Here is a 21571-nt window from a genome sequence, read left to right on the forward strand (position 1 = left end):
AAATTCCATTTTGAAATAAATGGAAGGGAGAATAAAGATGAAAAACTTATTAATTAGATTTGTTGAGTCTAGCGCAAGCCGAAAAGGGAGATGGATCACGCTCGCGATCTGGGTTATCTTGGTTGGCGTATTGTCATCCACATTACCTATTGTAAACAAAGTGACTGATAACGGGGCAGAAAATCTACCTAATGACAAGATGTCGATTCAGGCAGAGGAAATTGCTAAGCAACAATTTCCGAATGAAACCGGAACCCCATTATTATTAGCATGGTACCGTGATGGAGGTCTCCAAGAAAAAGATTATCAGCTTATTCATGACTTATATAAAGAACTTGAAAAAGAGCCATTGTCTTCGCAAAATTTTATCCCGCCGTTAGGAAAGCTTCCACCACAGGCGCTTTCAGCATCTACTTCAGATGATGGTACTTCATTGGTAACGCCAATATTTATGAAGAAGGAGGCTAGCACGGATGAATTAAAAGACAATTTGGAGGAGCTACAAAAACATTTAACGAAATTGGATTCTCCTTCAATATACAGTAAAAAGCTTAATGAAGCAGGATTACATGTTCGCTTTACTGGTCCTGTTGGGATTGCAACGGATGCTTCTGCATTGTTTAGTCAAGCAGATATTACATTATTAATTGCAACGGTTGTATTAGTCATTGTACTACTTATTCTACTTTATCGTTCACCACTTTTAGCGATTGTACCGATCATTGGTGTAGGGTTTGCCTATGGTGTAACAAGCCCTATTTTAGGATTTTTAGCGGAAAAAGGGTTCATAACTGTTGACTCACAAGCTGTATCAATCATGACCGTTTTATTATTCGGAGCTGGAACGGATTATTGCTTATTTTTAGTATCAAAATATCGAGAATGTCTCCTTGAAGAAGAGGATAAATTTATTGCACTGAAAAATGCGATTAGACATTCTGGAGGAGCTATATTTGTGAGTGCAATTACAGTAGTTTTAAGTTTATGTACATTGCTCCTGGCACAATTTGGCTCCTATCATCGATTTGCCGTGCCATTTAGTTTAGTTATTCTCATTATGGGGATGGCTGCGCTCACACTACTTCCGGCTTTACTTTCTATTCTTGGTAGAGCAGCCTTCTTCCCGTTTATCCCAAGAACGGAAGAAATGAGCCGTCAATTGGAAAAAGTTAAAGGGAAAAAAGTTCGAAGATACCATGCGCATAGTCGTTTAAGTAAGAACCTTGGCAAATGGGTAACAGGGAAGCCTTGGACGGTTATCATTCTTAGCGTAGTCATCCTAGGGGTCTTAGCTACTTTTGCACCAAAAATTCAATATACGCAAAATTTATTAGAATCATTTCCTAAGGACATGGCATCCAGTGAAGGGTTTGACATTATGGCCAATCATTTTTCTGAAGGAGAACTCGCACCTGTCCAAGTTATTGTTAATACAGAAGGAAAAGAGATTCATATAAAGGAAGAATTAAGTAAGCTGTCAATTGTCGATAGTATATCTGAACCGACGAAAGGGAAGGAAAATGAAAATTATTTATCCTATGATGTGAATCTGAAGGATAATCCATATGATGAAAAAGCAGTGGAGTCCATTCCAGAGATTACAAGGAAAGTGAAATCAGCATTAGTAGAGGCTGGAATAAAGCCAGATAACCACTATTGGATTGGAGGAGAAACTTCCTCTCTTTATGATACCGAATCAACAACAGCTCGAGATTTAAAAGTCATTGTACCAGTTGTTATTGCTATTATTGCTGTTTTGCTTTTAGCGTATCTACGTTCTATTGTTGCTATGGTTTATTTAATCATCACTGTATTATTTTCTTATGTGGCAGCCTTGGGGGCAGGATGGTTAATTATCCATTATGGGATGGGAATACCTGCAATTCAAGGACTAATTCCGTTATATGCGTTCGTATTCCTGGTTGCATTAGGGGAAGATTATAATATTTTTATGATCTCAAGCATTTGGAAAAATCGCCGAACACAGTCACATAAGGTAGCAATTGCAAATGGGGTCAGTGAAACTAGTAGTGTCATTACATCCGCAGGTCTCATTCTAGCAGGTACATTTGCTGTACTGGCAACACTCCCAATACAGGTTCTATTACAATTCGGCGTTATCACTGCCATTGGTGTTTTACTAGACACCTTTGTTGTCCGCCCATTATTAGTTCCTGCAATCACAACGATTTTAGGACGTTATGCCTTTTGGCCAGGAAAACTATGGCGGGAAAAGGATATAAATAAAGTACAAGAAAAATAATATTCATAAAGAATACTCATTTTTAATAGCATGTAGAAAAGGGTTGTCTAGTAAAGGGTTTTCCCCCTTTGTGTTTTAGGCAATCTCTTTTTGTGTAATAAAGAAAGATTTTTGAAGAGTGATAGAGAAAATGTAGATATAAAGGAGGTGAGACGATGTCACTATATTCACAGTATGAAAAGGCATTTTCTAATATCGCTAGGCCTTTTGCCTTTTTAGACTTGAATCATTTAGATGAAAATATCTTATTTGTTAAGGAGCACTTAGGGAATAAGCATATCCGAATTGCTACAAAATCGATACGTTCGGTTGAGGTTTTAAACTATATTGCTCAATCCTTCCCAACAGGTACAGGTTGGATGACATTTTCTGCAAAGGAAATCTTATTTTTGGCAAAAAAAGGATTTGATCATTTTTTAATGGGGTATCCCATTTTAGAAAGGGAAGACGTTGAACAATTGATTCCTTTTATTCGGGAAGGAAAAGAAATTGTTTGGATGGTTGATTCGATCGAGACATGGGAGTGGCTTCAAAAAATAGGAGAAGAAAATGATATTATCCTTTTAATTTGCCTAGATATTAATGTATCAACTTCCTTTCCGTTTATTTATTTCGGAACAAAACGCTCACCTCTTACGGAAGAAAAAGCACTGAAAGATTTATTGGAAAATGGGATCAAACACAAGCATACAAAGGTTGTCGGATTGATGGGGTATGAAGCACAAATCGCTGGAGTTGGAGATAAACCTCATGAAAAATGGAAAAGGGGCATCATTCCATTACTAAAAAAATCCTCAAGAGCAAATATTTCATTATGGAGAAAAAAAGCAGTGGAAATAATAGAATCATATGTTGGAAATTTAAAGTTTGTTAATGGAGGGGGATCTGGAAGTTTACTCTGGACAGTAGAACAGAAGGAAGTAACAGAAATCACAGTCGGTTCGGCCTTTTACTTCCCTGCGTTGTTTGACCAACATACATCATTGCCACTGAAACCAGCTGCAGGTTTTGGTCTTCGTGTTACAAGAAAACCAGAAGAGGGAGTTATCGTTTGTCACGGTGGAGGATATACAGCATCGGGTGCATTGAGTACGGATAAATTGCCAACAGTGTATTTGCCCGAAGGTTTGGAACTTCTTCAAAATGAAGGGCCAGGTGAAGTACAGACACCATTAAAAGCAAATGATTTTATCCCTAAAATAGGAGATACAGTTTATTTCCGACATTCAAAAGCAGGAGAATTATGTGAGCGTTTTCAAGAACTTGTAGCTTGTCGAGATGGTAAATTAGATGGGAAATTTCGAACATATCGGGGTGAAGGAGAATGCTTTCTTTAAAAACGTTGCAATCGAAGAAGCGATGGTCAAATTGGGCTGAAACCGCTCAAGGTCATTTTGAAGAATTTTTTACACCGGGAAATGTCGATGAATTACAAACGATTGTTGCTAGTGCTTTCAAAAATAATAAACGAATTCGAGTAATCGGGGCAAGTCATTCTTTTAGTTCGATCGCTTTACCGGAGGAGATATGTATGAGCTTACATGAAATGCGGGGATTAGATGCGATTGATGTAGAGAAAGGGGAGGCAACATTTTGGGCAGGAACCTATTTATATGAGATCGGTCCGTTGCTTAAAGAACAGGGGTTTGCTTTGGAAAATATGGGAGATATTCAAGAACAAACAATTGCTGGAGCAGTTTCTACAGGGACACATGGAACGGGAATTACGTTCGGTTCTCTTTCCAGTCAAGTTGTAAAATGGGAATGGATTGATGGAACAGGCGCATATCATTCACATCGACGGGAAAGTACAGAGGATCCACTAGCCAATTCTTTACATGTATCCTTAGGATTATTAGGGATTCTTGTTCGAGTCACTTTAAAAGTTCTTCCATTATACAGTTTAAAGGTAACTACTTTTCGTGCAACAATTGGAGAAGGAATGACTAATTGGAAGAAGGATTTAACCCTTTTTCGCCACTTAGAGTGGTTTTGGTTTCCAGGAACGGATCTAATCCAAGTCAAACAAATGGAGCTTATTCCACCCGAACCACAGAAGAAATGGGAAAAAACGAAATCGACTATTAGTAAGAATGTTATTGAAAATCAAGCCTTCTATTTACTTTCAGAAATATGCCGACACAATCCTAAACGAACCCAATGGGCAAGTAGGCTTTCTGCAAAAACCATTCCGAATCGTGTGGAGACAGGATATGGTTATGAATTATTTGCGACTCCTAGAAAAGTAAAATTTTATGAAAGTGAGATCGCCATCCCAATTGATCAATTTCTAGTGTGTTTGGAAGAGTTAAAGAAAGGGCTTGAAGAAAATCCATTTTTTGTTCATTTCCCAATCGAAATCCGATTCGTTAAAGGAGAATCCGGCTATTTAAATCCAAACTATCAACAGGATTCCGCATTCCTCGCCTTTCATATGTATAAAGGTATGCCGTACGAGGCATATTTCCGTTGGGTGTGGAATGTTATGGAAAAGTACAATGGCCGGCCACATTGGGGGAAAATGAATAATTTGACGAAGGAATCAGTGAAGAAAAATTACCCCGAATGGACGACATTTCTAGAAAAGCGCGAGACCTATGATCCAACAGGAATATATTTGAATAAATATTTTCGAGCACTCATTTAAGTGCTTAACACCATTTATGCAAATAACCGTATGAATTTAACGTGAAATGGATAAATGGTGCCTGACACCTACTATTTTATTTATTTAGTTTTTCGTATAGGTTTAAGAGCTGGCTGATTTCTTCGTCCGTTAGTTTTTGAACCAATTGTTTACGAAGGGTTTTGCCAGCTTCTTGTGCTTTGCTGAGGACTTTCCGGCCTTCATCTGTAATATCCAAATATAGGATACGTCTGTCATTTTCATCGCGCATTCTATTGGCAAATCCTTTTTTAATTAGTTTCTCAGACAAATGAGTGAGTGATGGAGGAGTTAAGCCTAATGAACGAGCAATATCTGATGGACGACTTTTCCCGTGTTTATTTAAATGATTGATGACTAAAATATGTGAAATTCCTAAACTTTCACTAAACATTTGGTTCCATTGAATGATTAATTGATTGGTGACTTGATCCATTTCGTGAATAAGCTCAAAAATGGTTTTATTTTTATCCATTATTTTCCTACTTCCTTTATATTCCTATGTTCTATTATAATAAGAAAACCCCTTTTTTAAAAAGAGGTTTTCTCCAATATACTGTTTATTGAGCAGAAAATCCACCGTCAATAACAAGTTCTGCTCCTGTTATATAGAAATACCTTAACGTAATTTAATGGACCCACCATCAACCATAAAGGTTTGTCCAGTAATATAATCAGAATCATTACTTGCTAAGAATACAGCCGTTCTTCCGATATCCCCCTCAGGATCACCTAAGCGACGAAGAGGGATCTTGTTAATCATTGCCTCGTACATTTCTGGATTGTTTTCTTTCCATGTTTGAACACCAGGAGTAGCAGCAATTGGTGAAATAAGATTGACATTAATATTATCTGGACCCCATTCATTTGCAGCTACACGTGAGATGGCACGTATCGCTTCTTTCGCTGCTGCATAAGAAGCCTGTGTGTGTTGACCTTCAAGCCCTGCACCTGAGGCAAAGTTAATTACTTTTCCTTCAGTTTTCTTTAATTCAGGGTAACAAGCTTGCATAAAATTAAAAGTTGGATAAAAACCTGTCCCGAATGATAGATCGAAATGTTCCATAGTAGTTTCCATAAAAGGAACATTTCTTGATGCATGAGCATTATTGACTAATATGTCTAGCCTTCCAAATTTCTCTACAACAGATTGGACAATTCCCGCAATATTTTCTTTTACAGAGATATCTCTAATCAATAAGGCTCCTTCAGTATATTGATTAACCTCAGCCAGTGTAGTTTCACCTGCACCTTCATTTATATCAACAATCGCAACATGTGCACCTTCTTTTGCCATAGCTAATGAAATCCCTCTACCAATTCCGGATGCTCCACCAGTTACGATGGCAACTTTTCCTGATAATCTCATTATGAACCCTCTTTCTGAAATAAAAGTATTTAGACGCTTAAATATTTTACACTTAAATAATATCACTTTCTTTTTTTTATATCAAATTTAAAATTTTGTCTTTTTTTTCAAACTTTGGTGCCAAATAAGAAAATCTTTAATTAATAAATAAAGGCTGAAGAATACTACACCTTAATTTTCACTGAGAAAAGAGTCACAAATTAAATAAGAGCAGGCAGTGGGGCTTTTACAAAAGCAACAAACGATACAAAAATAATCAAAAATTAAAAGGGATTGTCTATTAAAGGTTCTGTTCCCTTAATAGACAATCCTTTATATCTTCAATACATCATTAATCTTATTTGAAGCGGATGAGCATTGAATCCTATCAAATACTTTTAATCACAAATAGAGTTAACCTATCTTTTTAACACATTATCGATCTAGTTTTAATAAATTTGCTTCTAAAGCAACGGATAATCCATCGAATGGTCCTAATTGAAAGATACGAACGAAGGTTGGAATATAAAATAATGTTTTTTGTTCTTTTTCTGTTAGGTTATTGAGGAATAATGCTGAGCTCACGTCATCTCCATCTTTGTTTTTGAAATAGGATGCTTCAGTTAGCACGAATTCTGTAGATCCACCTTTTTTTCCTGTTCCTTTTTCAGTTTCTAGAACGGCATGAAGAATGTCAGCCTTTTCTTTAGAAAGGCCATTACCTGTCTGGATGTGAGACATGAGCATGGCGTAATCACGAGTAGTTCCTTTAATTAAACGATCAGACCAGATTTTATCAATGGATGGACTAATCCGACCAAAGCCTGCTTTGTAGATTCCTTCTTTTAACTCATTATGAATCGTTGCTGCAAGTTGTGAGTACTCGTTGTCGTCCATGGCTTTTAACTTTTTCTCTATTTCAGCTGTTGATTGCTTTTTCTCCACTTTCAGCCAATTTCCAATAAACATGGCTGAAGTAAAATAGTATGGTTTCTCACTATACGACAACCCTAGCCTTTTTTCCTCTGATTCAATAAACTCAAGTCCGATACGATCCATGAGATATTCCGTATTTGCATTTGAGCTATACTTAATCATTCCTTTAACCACTTCTTCAAGGGGTACCATCCCATCGCTCGTTTTTTCTTCTTTTGTTATTTCTTTTATCCATGCTGGATGTGCACCACCATCTGTATTCGGTGCATAGTACTTATCGAGTTCCTTTAATGGTATGAGCTCTTTCGGATTAAGGGTTTGATTGGCTACTTTTTCCGCATATGCACTAGCAACGATAATTTTATAAGTGCTCGCTAATGGCATCGGCTGATCGCCGTTTTTTTCATATATGATTTCTCCATTTTTAATAACTGTTAATGCACTTTTTTTAGGGTGATCGTTCACATAGCCTAGCATTTTTTCTGCAGGTTTACCGAAAGCAAAATTATGGTACCAAGGCGTCAAAATGATGATAAAAAAAATCACGCCTAACGCTAAAATGCTTCCAATGCCAATTAGAATCCATTTTACTATCATTTTCAATTTACATCTCCTCCTACTGGCATCATACTTAACCAAACTTAAGACTGTAGAACGAGTACCTTAATTTTATAAAAAATCCCAGATTTCCCATTGGAAATTTGATATGTTTATATAAAGGCTCTTTTTTCAAACACTGTGCTATTTAAATAAAGTCTTAACTAATAACTATCAACTGAAGACCGCTACATCATGAATTTCACGGAGAAAAGGAGCTACTCGCTCCATATGAATATTAAATCCTTTATTGGCAGAAAACAGCCTATATACAAGAATAAATGGAAGGAGGGAACCTGTTTGTATCATTCCGTAATTCTTCTAGTGGATGATGAACGATCATTATTGAAATTATTACAAACGATCTTGCTGAAGGAAGGGTTTCAGCAATTGCTCCTAGCAAATTCAGCTGAAGAAGCGCTTGCCATTTGTCAAACGAATAAAGTTGATCTCATTTTATTAGATGTTATGCTACCAGGAAAAAGCGGTTTCGATATTTGTCCAATCATCCAAACATTAACGGATGCACCAATTCTCTTTCTTTCTGCTCGTTCTACTGATTCTGACAAATTAACCGGTTTTGCTTTAGGTGGCGATGATTATATTACGAAACCTTTTAATCCAATGGAGGTTGTCGCACGAGTAAAGGCAAGATTACGACGTTGGGATAAAACCATTCATTCGAAAGTATATCGTTATAGGAGATTTGAGGTGGATGAATTACAAGGTGAACTTAGGGTGTTAGGGGAAGCTGTGACTTGTCCAAAGCAGGTGTTCCAACTCTTAATCTTTTTTTGTAAGCATCCTAATCAGTTATTTACGAAACAGCAATTATTTGAACGGGTGTGGGGCTATTTTGAAAGCTTTGACGATAATACTGTGATGGTTCATATACGTAGGGTTCGCGAAAAAATTGAGGAGGATCCTAGTCGTCCCCAGTATTTATTAACAGTACGTGGACTTGGATATAAATTAGTGGGGGACTCGGAATGATTCACCGCCAACTCATGTTCCAGCTGTTGAAGCAGCTTTTGATTATCAGTGTCCTTTTTATTTGCATTATTGCACTTGTTATTTATTTCACTTTAAATTATATGAGCAAGCAATTATTGAAAGAAGACTTCCCCCAATATGGCTTTGAACATCTCTACCACTCGATTAGTAAAAAGAAGGATACTTACCATATTGAAAAGAAATTTCTAAAGCAGGTGGCTGAACGAAACGGTTTTCTGCAATTAATTGATGAAAATGGTTATGTTTTATATGAGTATCGAGCACCAAGCGAATTACCTAATCGATATATTGGTGGTGAATTAGCTTCTTATTGGACTGGACTTATACCATCGCCTTATGAGTTTTTAGTGTATAAGCAAGATAAGCCAATCATCCTAATTTACGGAGAGCCGAAGAAAGAAAACCAGCAAATTCAGCAGCTTCAACAGCAGGCAAAACAAATGAATAATCACCTCATTTTTCCGAGTAAGGAAAAAGAATGGCTAGAAAAGAAGCAAGCGATTGTTCAAGTCATTGATCAGAATGGGAAGGAAATAGCCCATTATGGAAAAATAGAAAAATTACAGAGCTCTTATACGGTAGAGGATCTTATTTTTAATATTGCTTATCCTAACCGATATTTTCATCAAATGACATTGTATTATGATCAAGCTAATAAACAAACCTGGCTTTTGCATTTACCGAATGAAACGGCTCCAGCTGATCCTAAAAATATCTATTATGTTTTGGCTATCGTTGTAGTTTTAGGATTGTTCGTCTGGATGGGTGTCGTTATATTTGCAGCGCTACAATATGGAAAGCGGATGGGGAAACCATTACTTGATCTAACGAGATCAGTGAATCAATTGGCTACTGGGGAATACAAAATAGATTTGATGGAAAATGCTCAAAAGCAAAATAAAAATAAACGGATGCGTAAAGTGTATGACGAGCTTTTTCAATCAGTCAAAACTTTAGCAGCTACATTGAAGAAAAATAAGCAGCAAAGAGAACAGCTGGAAAGGGAGAGGGAAGAATGGATGGCAGGTATTTCCCATGATTTAAAAACCCCATTATCCTCTATAAAAGGATATGGACAAATTCTTTCCTCACCAGGCTATGATTGGGATCATAGTGAAGTAAAGGACTTTGCAAAAATTATTGTAGAAAAATCAAGTTATATGGAAGCTTTAATCCAAGACTTAACACTTACCTATGCAATAAAAAATAAGGCAATACCTATTCTAAAAGAACAAAAAGATGTCATAGAAATAGTAAGAAGAACGGTTGTGGAATCTATTAATCACTCTCCTGAATTAGGAAAACAGCTATCCTTTCAAACGAATTGTAAATATTATAACATTGCGATCGATGAAAAATGGCTCGTTCGAATCCTTCAAAATCTTATTATGAATGCGATTATCCACAATCCCCCACATACAAATATAGAAGTAGGTGTCATGGGAAATAATGAAAAATTAGAGATCTATGTCAAAGATAACGGAGTCGGGATGAAGGAAGAAGCCATTCCCCAACTATTTACGAAATATTTTCGCGGAACAAATACGGATGCCTCTCCACATGGAACCGGATTAGGCATGAGTATTGCAGGGCAGCTCGTTAAGTTACTAGGTGGATTGATTGTTGTAAACAGCAAGGAGAAGGTTGGAACAACGATTACCATTACATTTAAAGTTGAAGAAAGGGTGCAATATAAATGAGAATTTTAGTAATAGGCGCAGGTGCAATTGGAGGATATTTTGGTGGACGGTTAATGGAAAAAGGTGAGGATATTACATTCCTAGTTAGAGAAAATAGGTATCGTCAATTAACTGAGGTAGGGTTAGTTGTTAAAAGTATTCATGGGGACATGAAACTGACACCAAAGCTTCTTCGCGACGGTGAAAGAGCTGATCCATTTGATGTCGTTTTACTTGCTACAAAGGCTTATCATTTAAACGGCGCAATTAAAAGTATGCGTCCATATATTGGTGAGGAAACAATGATTCTACCATTATTAAATGGAATAGCCCATATTGATAAATTAGTAGAGGAATTTGGGGAGAAGAGAATATTAGGTGGACTTTGTTTTATTGAAACAACATTAAATGAAAAGGGACATGTTGTACAAACTAGCCCGGTTCATCGCCTTGTTTTTGGTGAGAGAAATGGAGAAGAGACAGAAAGAATAAAAACACTTCAAACGGTTTTTGAAGGAACGAAGGGACAATTCGAATATAGCAAAAATATTAACCAATCGATGTGGGAAAAATATTTATTTATTGCTACTTTTTCGGGGATTACTACATTAATGAGAGCTCCGATTGGTCCTATTCGTGAAGCAATGTCAGGAAAACTATCAATCAAGCAAATTTGTCATGAAGTACAATCAATCATGCAATGGATGGGTGCACCAATCACATCAGCAAGCGGGAAAGCTACCCTTGAAAAAATTGCAGAATTGAATGCTGAAATGAAATCATCAATGCAACGGGACATGGAAAAAGGAATGGCAACAGAGGCAGACCATTTTTTTCGCTATCTTCTTGAACATGCCAATTTAGATAGCACTCCAATTCTTCACCTTATATTTACTAATTTGAAGGTGTATGAGAGTAGTATTTGAAAGCTGACAAATGATTAACATATATTATGCAATCTTTTGGATGAAAAGTTAAACTGAAACTTTTTATCATCCTTATACGTATTAGTACAGTAAGAACTATTTTATTTTTAACGGAGGCAAACATCATGTATTATCTCATAGCACTATTCGCCTTAACTTTGAACCCATTAATATGGAAAGCAAATTATAAAAAGAAGTCATTTCTAGCCTTTCAAGGCTTGCGATTGATTGCAGGAATTGTAAGTATCTTTGTACTTACCTATGTAGGTCTTATCGATCATACATGGGAAGCATTTATTAGTTACGGATTATTTATCATTGGTGCGTTTTTTATTCTAGATATTCTCTTTGTCCGTGGAAAGTATGGTGGAATTACACCTCTTCTAGGGCTTGCTTTTATTATTGGAGGTCTGTATTTTACCTTTATTTATCCAATGACAATAACGAATGATAAATATGAATTCGTTAAACAAAAGGTAACGATTGAAAAGAAAGAGGAATCAGCCATTGATGAGCAGCATATTCCTGTAGTTCCAGAAAAGTATGCGAGATATCGCAGTGAAAAGCTAATAGGCGAGCTAAAACACTCATCCTATTATGATCTAGGCGACTCAACTATTCAAAAAATCGATAATCATCTTTATTGGGTGACTCCAATAGAATATACCGGATTTTTTAAATGGTTAAAAGGAGAAAAGGTTCCTGGTTTTATTAAAATGAGTGCTGAGGATGAAGGGGCTGAAGCCGAGCTCGTACAAGTGAAAATGAACTATGTACCGTCAGCATTTTTTAGCAAAGACGTGAAACGACATGTTCGTTCGATTCATAAGGATATGATTCTATTAGATGTCAGTTTTGAACCCGATGATGAGGATCATCCATATTATGTAATTCCATATGGGAAATATGAAAAGTTCCGCAATATTGTCGATGTAAAAGGAGTATATTTAGTCGACCCAGTAACAGGAAAAACAACGGATTACTCCCTAAACAACTTACCTGACTTTATTGATCATGCCATTCCAACGAATGTTGCAGAGGATTGGAATGAGTGGTATGGAAAATATGTTCATGGATTTTGGAATTCCCACTTCTCCCAAGAGGATGTCATGGTCCCAACAAATTGGGAGGGAGTTGATGAGGTGAATGGAGTCTTTGATCAAGAGCTTCAGCTTCATTGGTTTACCGACTTTACCCGTCCGAAATCAGGGAGTGGGGCAATGGTCAGTTACTCGATATTAAATGCGAGAACGGGGAAATTTACTTTCTTCACTGAAGGAAATGGCCTTTTAAATGGAAAATCGGCTATGAATGTTGCTGAAAAAACATTTAGAGCGAACAAATATGAAGCGGGCACGCCAATTCTTTATACGATTTATGGTCAATTTACATGGGTTGTACCGTTAATGGATTCCAATCACGTATTCCGAGAAATGATGCTAATTAATGCAAAGGATGAAAAAGTTTATAGCACAGGTGATACAAAACGAAAATTATTCGATGATTATAAATATGCGATTGCTACAAAACTAGGAAATGATACTACAACACCTACTGATAAAGCTTTATTGAAGTCGCAAAAAGGAATCATCTCACATGTCTATAAAGCGGAAACGGAACGAGGTACAGCAGTAAAATTCATGATACAGGGCAGTGATAAAATTTTTGTTGTACAATCCAGCGATTTTCCGTATTCAATATTTATTGAAAAAGGTAATACAGTTGAATTCAACTATATTGATACAGATGAAATAATGACATCAGTGAACGGGGAATTTGAAATAATTAAATAGAAGTAAATGGGGCTGTCTGAAACAGCCCCATTTTTTATATGGTCTGTTCCAGACAGATCCTAATAGAAGATTCTATTGAGTTTTTGTATGTATTAATTTGGATATCGTATAGCTCTCCTTGCTGATGTACAAATTCTAATTGTTTTTTAGCCTGTCCAATTAATCGGTCTCCATTTAATTTGTCAATCAATTCAAGCATATAAAGAGGGTAGTGGACGACTACAAGCAAACTGGATAATTTTTCAAACTGTCAAAGCAATTTCCGAACGTATCGGTAATATGTGGTCGATCGCAAGATTAATCCCTTTATTTAAAAATATGGCAATGATCTCATGAAAAAAATACTATGTTGGAACAGGAATATATCTTTGTGCTTTCCGATCTTCCATTTTTTAGTAAAGTTTTAAACAATAAGCGGAACGTATGAATACCGTGAAGGATGAGAGGACATTACCTGGGCGCGGAAACGAAAGAGAGAGTTTGATTACCCTGAATGAGGAAATGGCGCGAGCCCGGTAACCAAAGGAAGAGTTTGATTCCCTTGAAGGAGGAAATAGGGCGAGCCCGGTAACCAAAGGGAGAGATTGATTACTCTGAAGGAGGAAATGGCATGTGCAGGGTAACTAAAGGAAGAGTTTGATTACTCTGAAGGAGGAAATGGCATGTGCAGGGTAACCAAAGGAAGAGTTTGATTACCCTGAATGAGGAAATGGCATGTGCAGGGTAACCAAAGGAAGAGTTTGATTACCCTGAAGGAGGAAATAGGGCGAGCCCGGTAACCAAAGGGAGAGATTGATTACCATAAAGGAGGAAAATGCGCGAGCCCGGTAACGAAAGGAAGAGTTTGATTACCCTGAATGAGGAAATGGCGCGAGCCCGCTAACTAAAAGGAGAGTTTGATTACCTTGAAGGAGGAAATAGCGTGTGCAGGGTAACCAAAGGGAGAGATTGATTACCTTGAATGAGGAAATAGCGCGAGCCCGATAACCAAAGGGAGAGATTGATTACCATAAGGGAGGAAAATGCGCGAGCCAGGTAACCACAAGGAGAGTTTGAATACCTTGAATGAGGAAATAGGGCGAGCCCGGTAACCAAAGGAAGAGTTTGATTACCCTGAAGGAGGAAATGGCGCGAGCCCGGTAACGAAAAGGAGAGTTTGATTACCTTGAAGGAGGAAATGGCGCGAGCCCGGTAACGAAAAGGAGAGTTTGATTACCTTGAAGGAGGAAATAGCGTGTGCAGGGTAACGAAAGAGAGCAATTGAATACCTTGAATGAGGAAATAGGGCGAGCCCGGTAACCAAAGGGAGAGATTGATTACCCTAAAGAAGGAAAATGCGCGAGCCCGGTAACGAAAAGGAGAGATTGATTACCCTGAAGGAGGAAATAAGGCGAGCCCGGTAACCAAAGGGAGAGATTGATTACCCTGAAGGAGGAAATGGCGCGAGCCCGGTAACGAAAGAGCGAGTTTGATTACCTTGAAGGAGGAAATAGGGCGAGCCCGGTAACCAAAGGGAGAGATTGATTACCATAAAGGAGGAAAATGCGCGAGCCCGGTAACCAAAGGAAGAGATTGATTACCCTGAAGGAGGAAATAGCGTGGACACGGTAACCAAAGGGAGCGATTGATTAACTTGAAGGAGGAAATAGCGCGAGCACGATAACCAAAGAGAGCATTTGAATGCCATAAAGGAAGAAAATAACAATTCATATAGCTAGTCCTTTTTCATTGCACTGAGAAAAGAGCTACAAACTTATAAGAATCACTGAATCTTTTACACAAGTAACAAACTATACGAAAATAGCGTTTCAATAATAATATCGAAATCATCAAGGCTCAAATGAAAATAGTTCGGGAGTTTTTCAAGTCAATTTACCAGAACTGGATACGCCATTTAAAAATATTATTTTTCCTTTATTCATTTTGTTTTTCCCCTATTTATGTTTTTCTGGTTAGCATAATATTTACTAAGTAAAAAACCACACTTATCGTGCAGTTTTGTAGAAATTTATTCTAATACTACCGGGTTGGGAGCGACGGGAACGGTAATGGCTGTATGAAATGGTATAGGACCAATTTGTTCGATAGATGAGTCTTCTGCACCAGAAAATGTTACCGTTTTGTAACCAAATTCGCGTGCAGTAAGCAAAAGGCTATCTAACATAAGGGTGGTGGCTTCATTATTTTGTAAACTTGAATCATTCGTAAATGTTATCTTTACATGTTCTTTATTTTTGTCACCTTCAATTTTCTCAATATCTACTCCATCTGGAATCGGTGGATGTAGAGGCTTGTGCCATTTGAAATTTTCACTCTCCATATATTTGACTGCTTCTGACAAAGTGTCATACCTCTCCTTTGTTGGTGTAAGAAAGGTAGGATGATCCTCATCATACATATATTCAATAAACGCATGGTTTCCAGCTTCCTCAACAGGGAAAATGGCTTCGGACTTTCCGTCTGATAATAATTCAATCTCATGATAATTTTGCCAGCGAAAAGTCTCTTTTATTGACTCAAAAAAGGTATTGTCATCTAAAGAGGTAGTATGTGATTTTATATCAATAATGAGCTTGTCATCTTTCGTATAAAGTTTCGTTACATTGTCAAGATCAATTGGAAGAAGCCCCCATTGGTCAAATGGCATTATACTTATTTTATTATTGTAATTGCGCAAAGAAGGGAGCTCTTTTTCGTCTGTAATCATACTAATAGGAATAATAATTTTTTTATCGTTTGGATCAGTAAGACTGAAAGTGAGATAGTTTTCCTCGGGTTGTACAGCAAAGCGTTGATTCGTTTCAGAAAAAATATTCGGTACATCATTTGCTTGAAGAGTGTTCAAGTCCATTTCCATCGTTTCCTGCTTGCTGCTATCTTTTTTGGAGGAATTCATTGGTTTATGATTATATAAGGAAGAACTAACAATAAAAACAACTACTAGGACACCGAAAGATGCAGCAGCAGGAAACAACCAGAACGGTCGCTTTCTTTTCACTAATTTTGGAGAAATGGCTGCATATATTTCCTGCGGTTGCCTATGGTCTTTTACGACCGGAAATTTCTTGAGTAATTCTTCTATATTATACGTATTATCTTTCCAATCGTATTTTTCCACAGTTTGCATCTCCTTTCTTTAATTCGGCTTCCATTAAAAGTTTCAATGCTTTCAATGCTCGATGCTGTGTAGTTTTTACTTTTCCTTCGGTCCATCCGAGCACTTCAGCTGTTTCCGCAATGGTTAAGCATTGAATATATCTTAATATTAATACCATTCGCTGATCAATCTTACATTTATCTAAGCAACGATACATTAATTGGATAGATTCATTTTGAAGGGCAATATCTTCTGGAAGAGGAGATAGATCACTTATTTGGTTAGTTTCCATGTCAAATGTATCTGCTAGCCGATGTTTCCATCTTTTTTGTTTACGAAAAAAATCAATGGCTACATGCTTAGCGATAGAGAAAACCCACGTTTTTTCACTGCTTCGATTTTCAAATTGATGATACGATTTTAATACGCGAATGTATACTTCCTGTACCAAATCCTCAGTTTGTTCGCGATTTTTTACCATATAAAATAAAAACTGAAATAAGTTTTGATGATATTTTTCATAAAACTCATAAAACCGATTCTCCATCTCCATACCCCCCTAAATATATTTGTCGTAATTGAAACAGGAAAGGTTACAGAAATTAAAAAAATTTAATTTAAATGTAATACAAGGAATATTTTTGATTTGAAGGAAAATCAGAGTTATAAAGGTTCATAGAAAAAGCTACCCTTAAGCGGATAGCTAGTTATTATTAGGATCTAGGACTTTTTTATATGGAAGAAGTTTGTAAGGATCCAAGGCCCTTCTGGAAAACCGAGAGTGAGTTGCCAGACACCGGCACCTTCAATTTGGAACTCCCGAATCAGTAGGCTCTTTACGCTCATGCTTCGCGCATCCTCAAACCAAACGACGTGCTGGATACCTTGATCATCAACATATTGAAAATACGGGGATTGATCTTTTTCGGAATAGTGAATAGGAACCTGATAATTCATAGCCAATTGGACAGCATTCTGATTTGATATACCCGGATAGATGGTTCCTTCAACATAGGGAAGAGTCCAATTATAGCCATATAGTGGAAGACCTAATAGGATCTTATTTCTTGGTATTCTATCGATCGCGAATTGCAATGTTTGCCTTACCTCATTGATGGGTGCAATGGGCCCCGGTTCACTTGCCCCGTGATGCCAATCATAGGCCATGATAAATATTAAGTCGACAACAGATCCGATCCCCCCGTAATCATAGCCCCGCAGCCACGGGATATTATCATTTGTTTTTGGTGGAACAGCAACCGTCAACAGTTTCCCCTTTGGTTTTAAACGATCTCGAAGTTCTCTTAAAAATCCAGTGAATAAATCTCTATCTGCTGCAAGAGTTTGCTCGAAATCGATATTCACACCAGCATATCCTTTATTAGTGACAATTTGATCAATATGGTTAACTAAATTATTTCTAGCCGAGGGCTGATTAAGCATTTGATGGGTTAGTTGAGCATTAAATCCAGATTCAGTTAAATTGGTAATCGTCATTAACGGCTTAACTCGGCGTGACCAAGCTGTGCGTATAGCAGTAGCATCATTTATTGTATTTAAAGAACCATCAATAGAAAAATGGTATTCAAAGAAGGCGATATAGGTAGCATACGGTGCAAAATTATTGATGAGACTTTGATCCTGCTCTGGTGTTCTTAGTGTATAAAATCCTAATCCGGTTGCTTGGTAATTAGAAATATTAGGAATAGTTAATCTCATCCCAGGTTGTAAACGATTGGGAGAAATGGTGGGATTGGCACGTATTAGAAGATTTACAGATAAATAGGCCATTTTTGCGATGGAATAGAAGCTATCACCGGGTTGAACAATATATGTATTAGTAGGAATCACTAAAGCTTGACCTGGCACGATATTTGTTTGGTTCAGCCCGTTTGCAAGACGAATCTGGTCAAATGGGACGGAATATTTTTGACTTATCTGATAGACAGAATCCCCAGGTTGAACCGTATAAATAAACATGTTAACACACTCCCTAAAATAGCTTATATATAACAATGTATGGCTGAGTGTTTGTCATCATTCGCTATCAATTATATAAGAATGCTGTTTTTATAGTTTGTTGCTTTTGTAAAAGCCTAAGTACCGGCTTTTACTTCCAATAAAGAATTCAACGGTCTTATGGAGTTTGCAGCACATTCCTCAGTGATGAAAGATGTAGCAATCTACAACCGAGAGTTAATAGTCAAAAATACACTACTTCATTAGCAACAATGTTTAAGGAAAGAGCCTTTAAGAATGAGGAAATTTTCTTTTTCCTCATTCTCCCCCATAAACTATTTTATTTTACTGCATCGATTGCATTGATCAGCCATTGATTTTTTACTTTTACAAAGGTCACTTTTTCTTTTGAACGCTCGCCTGTCTCACCTAATGGAACGGAAAATTCGTATAGGCGAACATCTTTTTTGGAATAAATAAGTTTTCCCTTCGCTCTATCCCAATCTAAAAGACTCCCCCCATCTGCATTAGGTTGTGCAAGCTTTCCTTTGTATTCGATAAAACGATATTTTTTAACCCCTTTTTCAATTGCATTCAGTGTAAATACTTCATTAAGATAGGATACCAACTTCTTCTTTGTATTAAATTCAGTACAGAAATAGCGGTAATCTGTTCCTTTGTAAATAAAGGTTTCTACCTTACAGGTTGTATTTTTATTGTTTAAGTTATGACCAATCATTGTACTCCAATAATGCGTACGAGCCTTTTTGGCAATAGACAAAGCCTCCTTTGGCTTTAAATCTCCTGTAGCAGTTTTCGCGGAAGCTGTCATATTAATACTAAGGATCAATAACACCGCCATTATTGCTGTGAACAGTTTTCTCATTCCATTTCCTCCTCTAAATTCATTTCAACTACTTCGACGTGTAAGAATTAAAAACGTTACAAAGAAAAGGGAGGAGTGATTAGAATGGTTATATTGTTGATTTTGCGCCAATAATTCGGTTGATATATTGATCTATTTTAACGTGAAATCAGTTTTATAAATATTGAAATCCTACCCATAAAGATTAGATTTCATTAGAGCCATAGATTCCAAAATTTGAAAAAGCCTACGCTATTAAATAGGAATAATAAAGGAAACATTTGGCAGTTGAAAAAACGTTAAAACTTTAAAAAAAATGTCGATAAAAAAATATGAGGTAAAATATAATGTCTTAATATTTAAAAATTTCAAAATTGATCGGAATGGTGGAAGAAAGAGAGAGGACACCATGATTCAAATGACATCTATGAAATGAAAGAGGGAGTAACTTCATGAAGGAACAGAAAAAGTTTAAGCTAACGATTCGAAAAAAGCTTGTTATTACTTTTGTCATAATGCTTTTAGTTCCAACGATGATTGTTGGAACTGCAGCATACTTAAACTCGAAAAATAGTATTGAAAAACTATTAATAAAATCTGCAAGAGAAAATGTAGATACACTCAATGCCCTTATTAGTGATACTATTGCCCCATATTTAAGTGATGCAGAGTATTTGTCGAGCACGATTAAGTCGAATGAGTATCAAGGAATGGAAAGTCCAATTGTACGAACGAAACTTGATGATTATATGAATTATCATCAAAATGTACAAGCAATATATGTTGGAACAGAAACAGGGCTAATGATTCAATCTCCTAATAAAAAAATGGCAGAGGACTATGATCCGAGACAAAGACCATGGTACCAGGAAGCCTTAAAAAAACCAAGTGAAACAATTATTACTGAGCCATATGTATCGGCTACTAGTGGAGAAATGGTTGTTACAATAGCGAAAACAATAAATGATCGATCAGGAGTTATTGGAATCGATATATCTTTACAAGGTATGAATGATATTGTTAAAAAAATCAATATCGGCTCAAAAGGGTATGCGATGATTCTGGATAATAATAAACGATTTATTGCACACCCAGAGGAAAAAGGTGGATCTGAGGCAAAGCAATCATTCTATCAAAAATTATATGAAAAAAGCACAGGGGAATTTGATTATAAGACCCAAGGTTATGAAAATATCATGATTTTTGGCACCAATAAGCTGACTGGATGGAAAATTGGTGGCGCACTATTTAATACAGAAATAAATGATACTTCACAGCCAATCATGATATTTACTTGAATCATTAATTTAATTGCGGTAGTCATTGGGGGGATCGCTGTCTTTTTTATCATTCGATCGATAACGAAACCACTTCTACGATTAAAGGATGCTGCTTATCGAATGAGTGATGGGGACTTAACCCAAAAGATTGAAATTCGAACTAGTGACGAAATCAATGATCTGGCTGAAGCATTCAACGACATGGCCGGGAATATTCGACATCTAGTGCAACAAATTGATGAAAGTGCCATCCAACTGTCAGCTTCGTCGGAAGAATTAAATGCGAGCGCAGATGAAACAACCCGTGCAACAGAACAGGTAGCTGATGCAATCGAACAGGTATCCAAAGGTGCCGAAAACCAGACAACAGGAATCGAGAGCAATGCGAATGCAATGGACGAAATTGCACTTGGTATTCAGCGAGTAGCAGATAATACCGCACATGTTACGGATCTAACGCGGAATACAACTCAGCTTGCTGAAGAGGGTGGAGAATTTGTCAATCGAACTGTTGATCAAATGCAAGAGATATATGATTCGGTTGAACAATCAAATATGAAAATCACCTCTCTTACTGATCGTTCTAAAGAAATTGGGTCAATAATTGAAATGATTACGGGAATCGCGGATCAAACCAATCTACTAGCCTTAAATGCAGCGATTGAAGCAGCACGCGCAGGTGAATCGGGCAAAGGGTTTGCCGTAGTCGCAGAGGAAATTAGAAAATTGGCTGAACAATCAAGGAAATCTGCATTACAAATTGCGCAATTAATTTCAGAAATCCAAAAGGAAACGGAGACTTCTGCATCAACAATGGAGGAAGCAACGAAAAAGGTTGAAACAGGTCTTTCTATTTCAAAAGAAACTATTGAGAAATTTTATGAAATCCTAAACGGAATGAAGGAAATTGCTCCACAAATGGAAGATGTAGCAGCCATCTCTCAGCAAATTACCGCTAGTGTTGAAGAGGTGAGCTCTGTAGCCAATGATCTAGCAGCAATTGCGAAAGAAAACTCTGCTGCAGCAGAAGAAATGGCATCCACAACAGAAGAAACCGTCGCATCCATGCAAGAAATTTCGTATTCAGCAAAGTCACTATCCAATCTTGCTGAGGATTTACAGTTATTACTAAAGAAATTTAAAATCTAG

At 37.0% G+C, this 21571-nt stretch carries 16 protein-coding genes; 9 read left to right on the forward strand and 7 right to left on the reverse strand.

Annotated features, from left to right (window positions below):
• The first annotated feature begins 37 nt into the window (after positions 1-37).
• From MHI39_RS05640 to MHI39_RS05650, 3 genes are all read left to right on the forward strand, one after another.
• On the forward strand, positions 38-2263 hold the full coding sequence (locus MHI39_RS05640; protein ID WP_071975083.1) for an MMPL family transporter: 2226 nt from the start codon (positions 38-40) through the stop codon (positions 2261-2263).
• A 155-nt stretch (positions 2264-2418) separates the two neighbouring features.
• Positions 2419-3600, forward strand: a complete 1182-nt coding sequence (locus tag MHI39_RS05645) for an alanine racemase (RefSeq protein ID WP_342540864.1) — start codon at positions 2419-2421, stop codon at positions 3598-3600.
• On the forward strand, positions 3588-4910 hold the full coding sequence (locus MHI39_RS05650) for a D-arabinono-1,4-lactone oxidase (protein WP_342540865.1): 1323 nt from the start codon (positions 3588-3590) through the stop codon (positions 4908-4910). Before MHI39_RS05645 ends, MHI39_RS05650 begins: the two co-directional genes overlap by 13 nt.
• Positions 4911-4986: 76 nt before the next feature.
• Here MHI39_RS05650 and MHI39_RS05655 read toward each other — a convergent pair whose 3' ends face one another.
• From MHI39_RS05655 to MHI39_RS05665, 3 genes are all read right to left on the reverse strand, one after another.
• Positions 4987-5403, reverse strand: a complete 417-nt coding sequence (locus MHI39_RS05655) for a MarR family transcriptional regulator (RefSeq protein WP_078111130.1) — start codon at positions 5401-5403, stop codon at positions 4987-4989.
• A 144-nt stretch (positions 5404-5547) separates the two neighbouring features.
• A complete protein-coding gene (locus MHI39_RS05660) occupies positions 5548-6297 on the reverse strand; it encodes an SDR family oxidoreductase (RefSeq protein WP_251344836.1) in 750 nt (249 codons plus the stop codon).
• A gap of 414 nt (positions 6298-6711) precedes the next feature.
• Positions 6712-7809, reverse strand: coding sequence for a serine hydrolase (locus MHI39_RS05665; RefSeq protein WP_342541424.1), 1098 nt, complete (start codon positions 7807-7809; stop codon positions 6712-6714).
• A gap of 300 nt (positions 7810-8109) precedes the next feature.
• Here MHI39_RS05665 and MHI39_RS05670 point away from each other — a divergent pair, with 300 nt between their 5' ends.
• The 4 genes from MHI39_RS05670 (at position 8110) to MHI39_RS05685 (ending at position 13221) form a co-directional block, all read left to right on the forward strand.
• Complete coding sequence (locus MHI39_RS05670; protein ID WP_342540868.1) at positions 8110-8802, forward strand: response regulator transcription factor; 693 nt, start codon at positions 8110-8112, stop codon at positions 8800-8802.
• Positions 8799-10523 carry a HAMP domain-containing sensor histidine kinase gene (locus tag MHI39_RS05675; RefSeq protein WP_342540869.1) on the forward strand — a complete coding sequence of 575 codons (1725 nt, stop codon included), beginning with the start codon at positions 8799-8801 and terminating at the stop codon, positions 10521-10523. Before MHI39_RS05670 ends, MHI39_RS05675 begins: the two co-directional genes overlap by 4 nt.
• The gene (locus MHI39_RS05680; RefSeq protein ID WP_342540870.1) at positions 10520-11428 is read left to right on the forward strand and encodes a ketopantoate reductase family protein; all 909 of its coding nucleotides are present in this window, start codon (positions 10520-10522) and stop codon (positions 11426-11428) included. Before MHI39_RS05675 ends, MHI39_RS05680 begins: the two co-directional genes overlap by 4 nt.
• 125 nt (positions 11429-11553) lie before the next feature.
• Positions 11554-13221 (forward strand): hypothetical protein, encoded by a 1668-nt coding sequence (locus tag MHI39_RS05685; protein WP_342540871.1) that lies wholly within the window; start codon positions 11554-11556, stop codon positions 13219-13221.
• Between the two features lie 2008 nt (positions 13222-15229).
• Here MHI39_RS05685 and MHI39_RS05690 read toward each other — a convergent pair.
• The 4 genes from MHI39_RS05690 to MHI39_RS05705 all read right to left on the reverse strand — a co-directional run bounded on the left by MHI39_RS05690 (position 15230) and on the right by MHI39_RS05705 (position 19163).
• Positions 15230-16339 carry a hypothetical protein gene (locus MHI39_RS05690; protein WP_342540873.1) on the reverse strand — a complete coding sequence of 370 codons (1110 nt, stop codon included), beginning with the start codon at positions 16337-16339 and terminating at the stop codon, positions 15230-15232.
• A complete protein-coding gene (gene sigX, locus MHI39_RS05695) occupies positions 16314-16865 on the reverse strand; it encodes an RNA polymerase sigma factor SigX (protein ID WP_071975073.1) in 552 nt (183 codons plus the stop codon). The genes MHI39_RS05690 and sigX overlap by 26 nt, the downstream gene beginning before the upstream one ends.
• A 173-nt stretch (positions 16866-17038) precedes the next feature.
• Complete coding sequence (locus MHI39_RS05700) at positions 17039-18298, reverse strand: glycosyl hydrolase family 18 protein (RefSeq protein ID WP_058003552.1); 1260 nt, start codon at positions 18296-18298, stop codon at positions 17039-17041.
• A 319-nt stretch (positions 18299-18617) separates the two neighbouring features.
• A complete protein-coding gene (locus MHI39_RS05705; protein WP_278892300.1) occupies positions 18618-19163 on the reverse strand; it encodes an IseA DL-endopeptidase inhibitor family protein in 546 nt (181 codons plus the stop codon).
• Positions 19164-19594: 431 nt separating this feature from the next.
• Between MHI39_RS05705 and MHI39_RS05710 the strand changes: the two genes are divergently transcribed.
• Positions 19595-20440: a cache domain-containing protein gene (locus MHI39_RS05710; protein WP_342540877.1), complete on the forward strand. Its 846-nt coding sequence runs from the start codon at positions 19595-19597 to the stop codon at positions 20438-20440.
• Between the two features lie 102 nt (positions 20441-20542).
• Positions 20543-21571 (forward strand): HAMP domain-containing methyl-accepting chemotaxis protein, encoded by a 1029-nt coding sequence (locus MHI39_RS05715; protein WP_342540879.1) that lies wholly within the window; start codon positions 20543-20545, stop codon positions 21569-21571.

The organism is Heyndrickxia sp. FSL K6-6286, assembly GCF_038630395.1.
Taxonomy (GTDB): domain Bacteria; phylum Bacillota; class Bacilli; order Bacillales; family Bacillaceae_C; genus Heyndrickxia; species Heyndrickxia oleronia.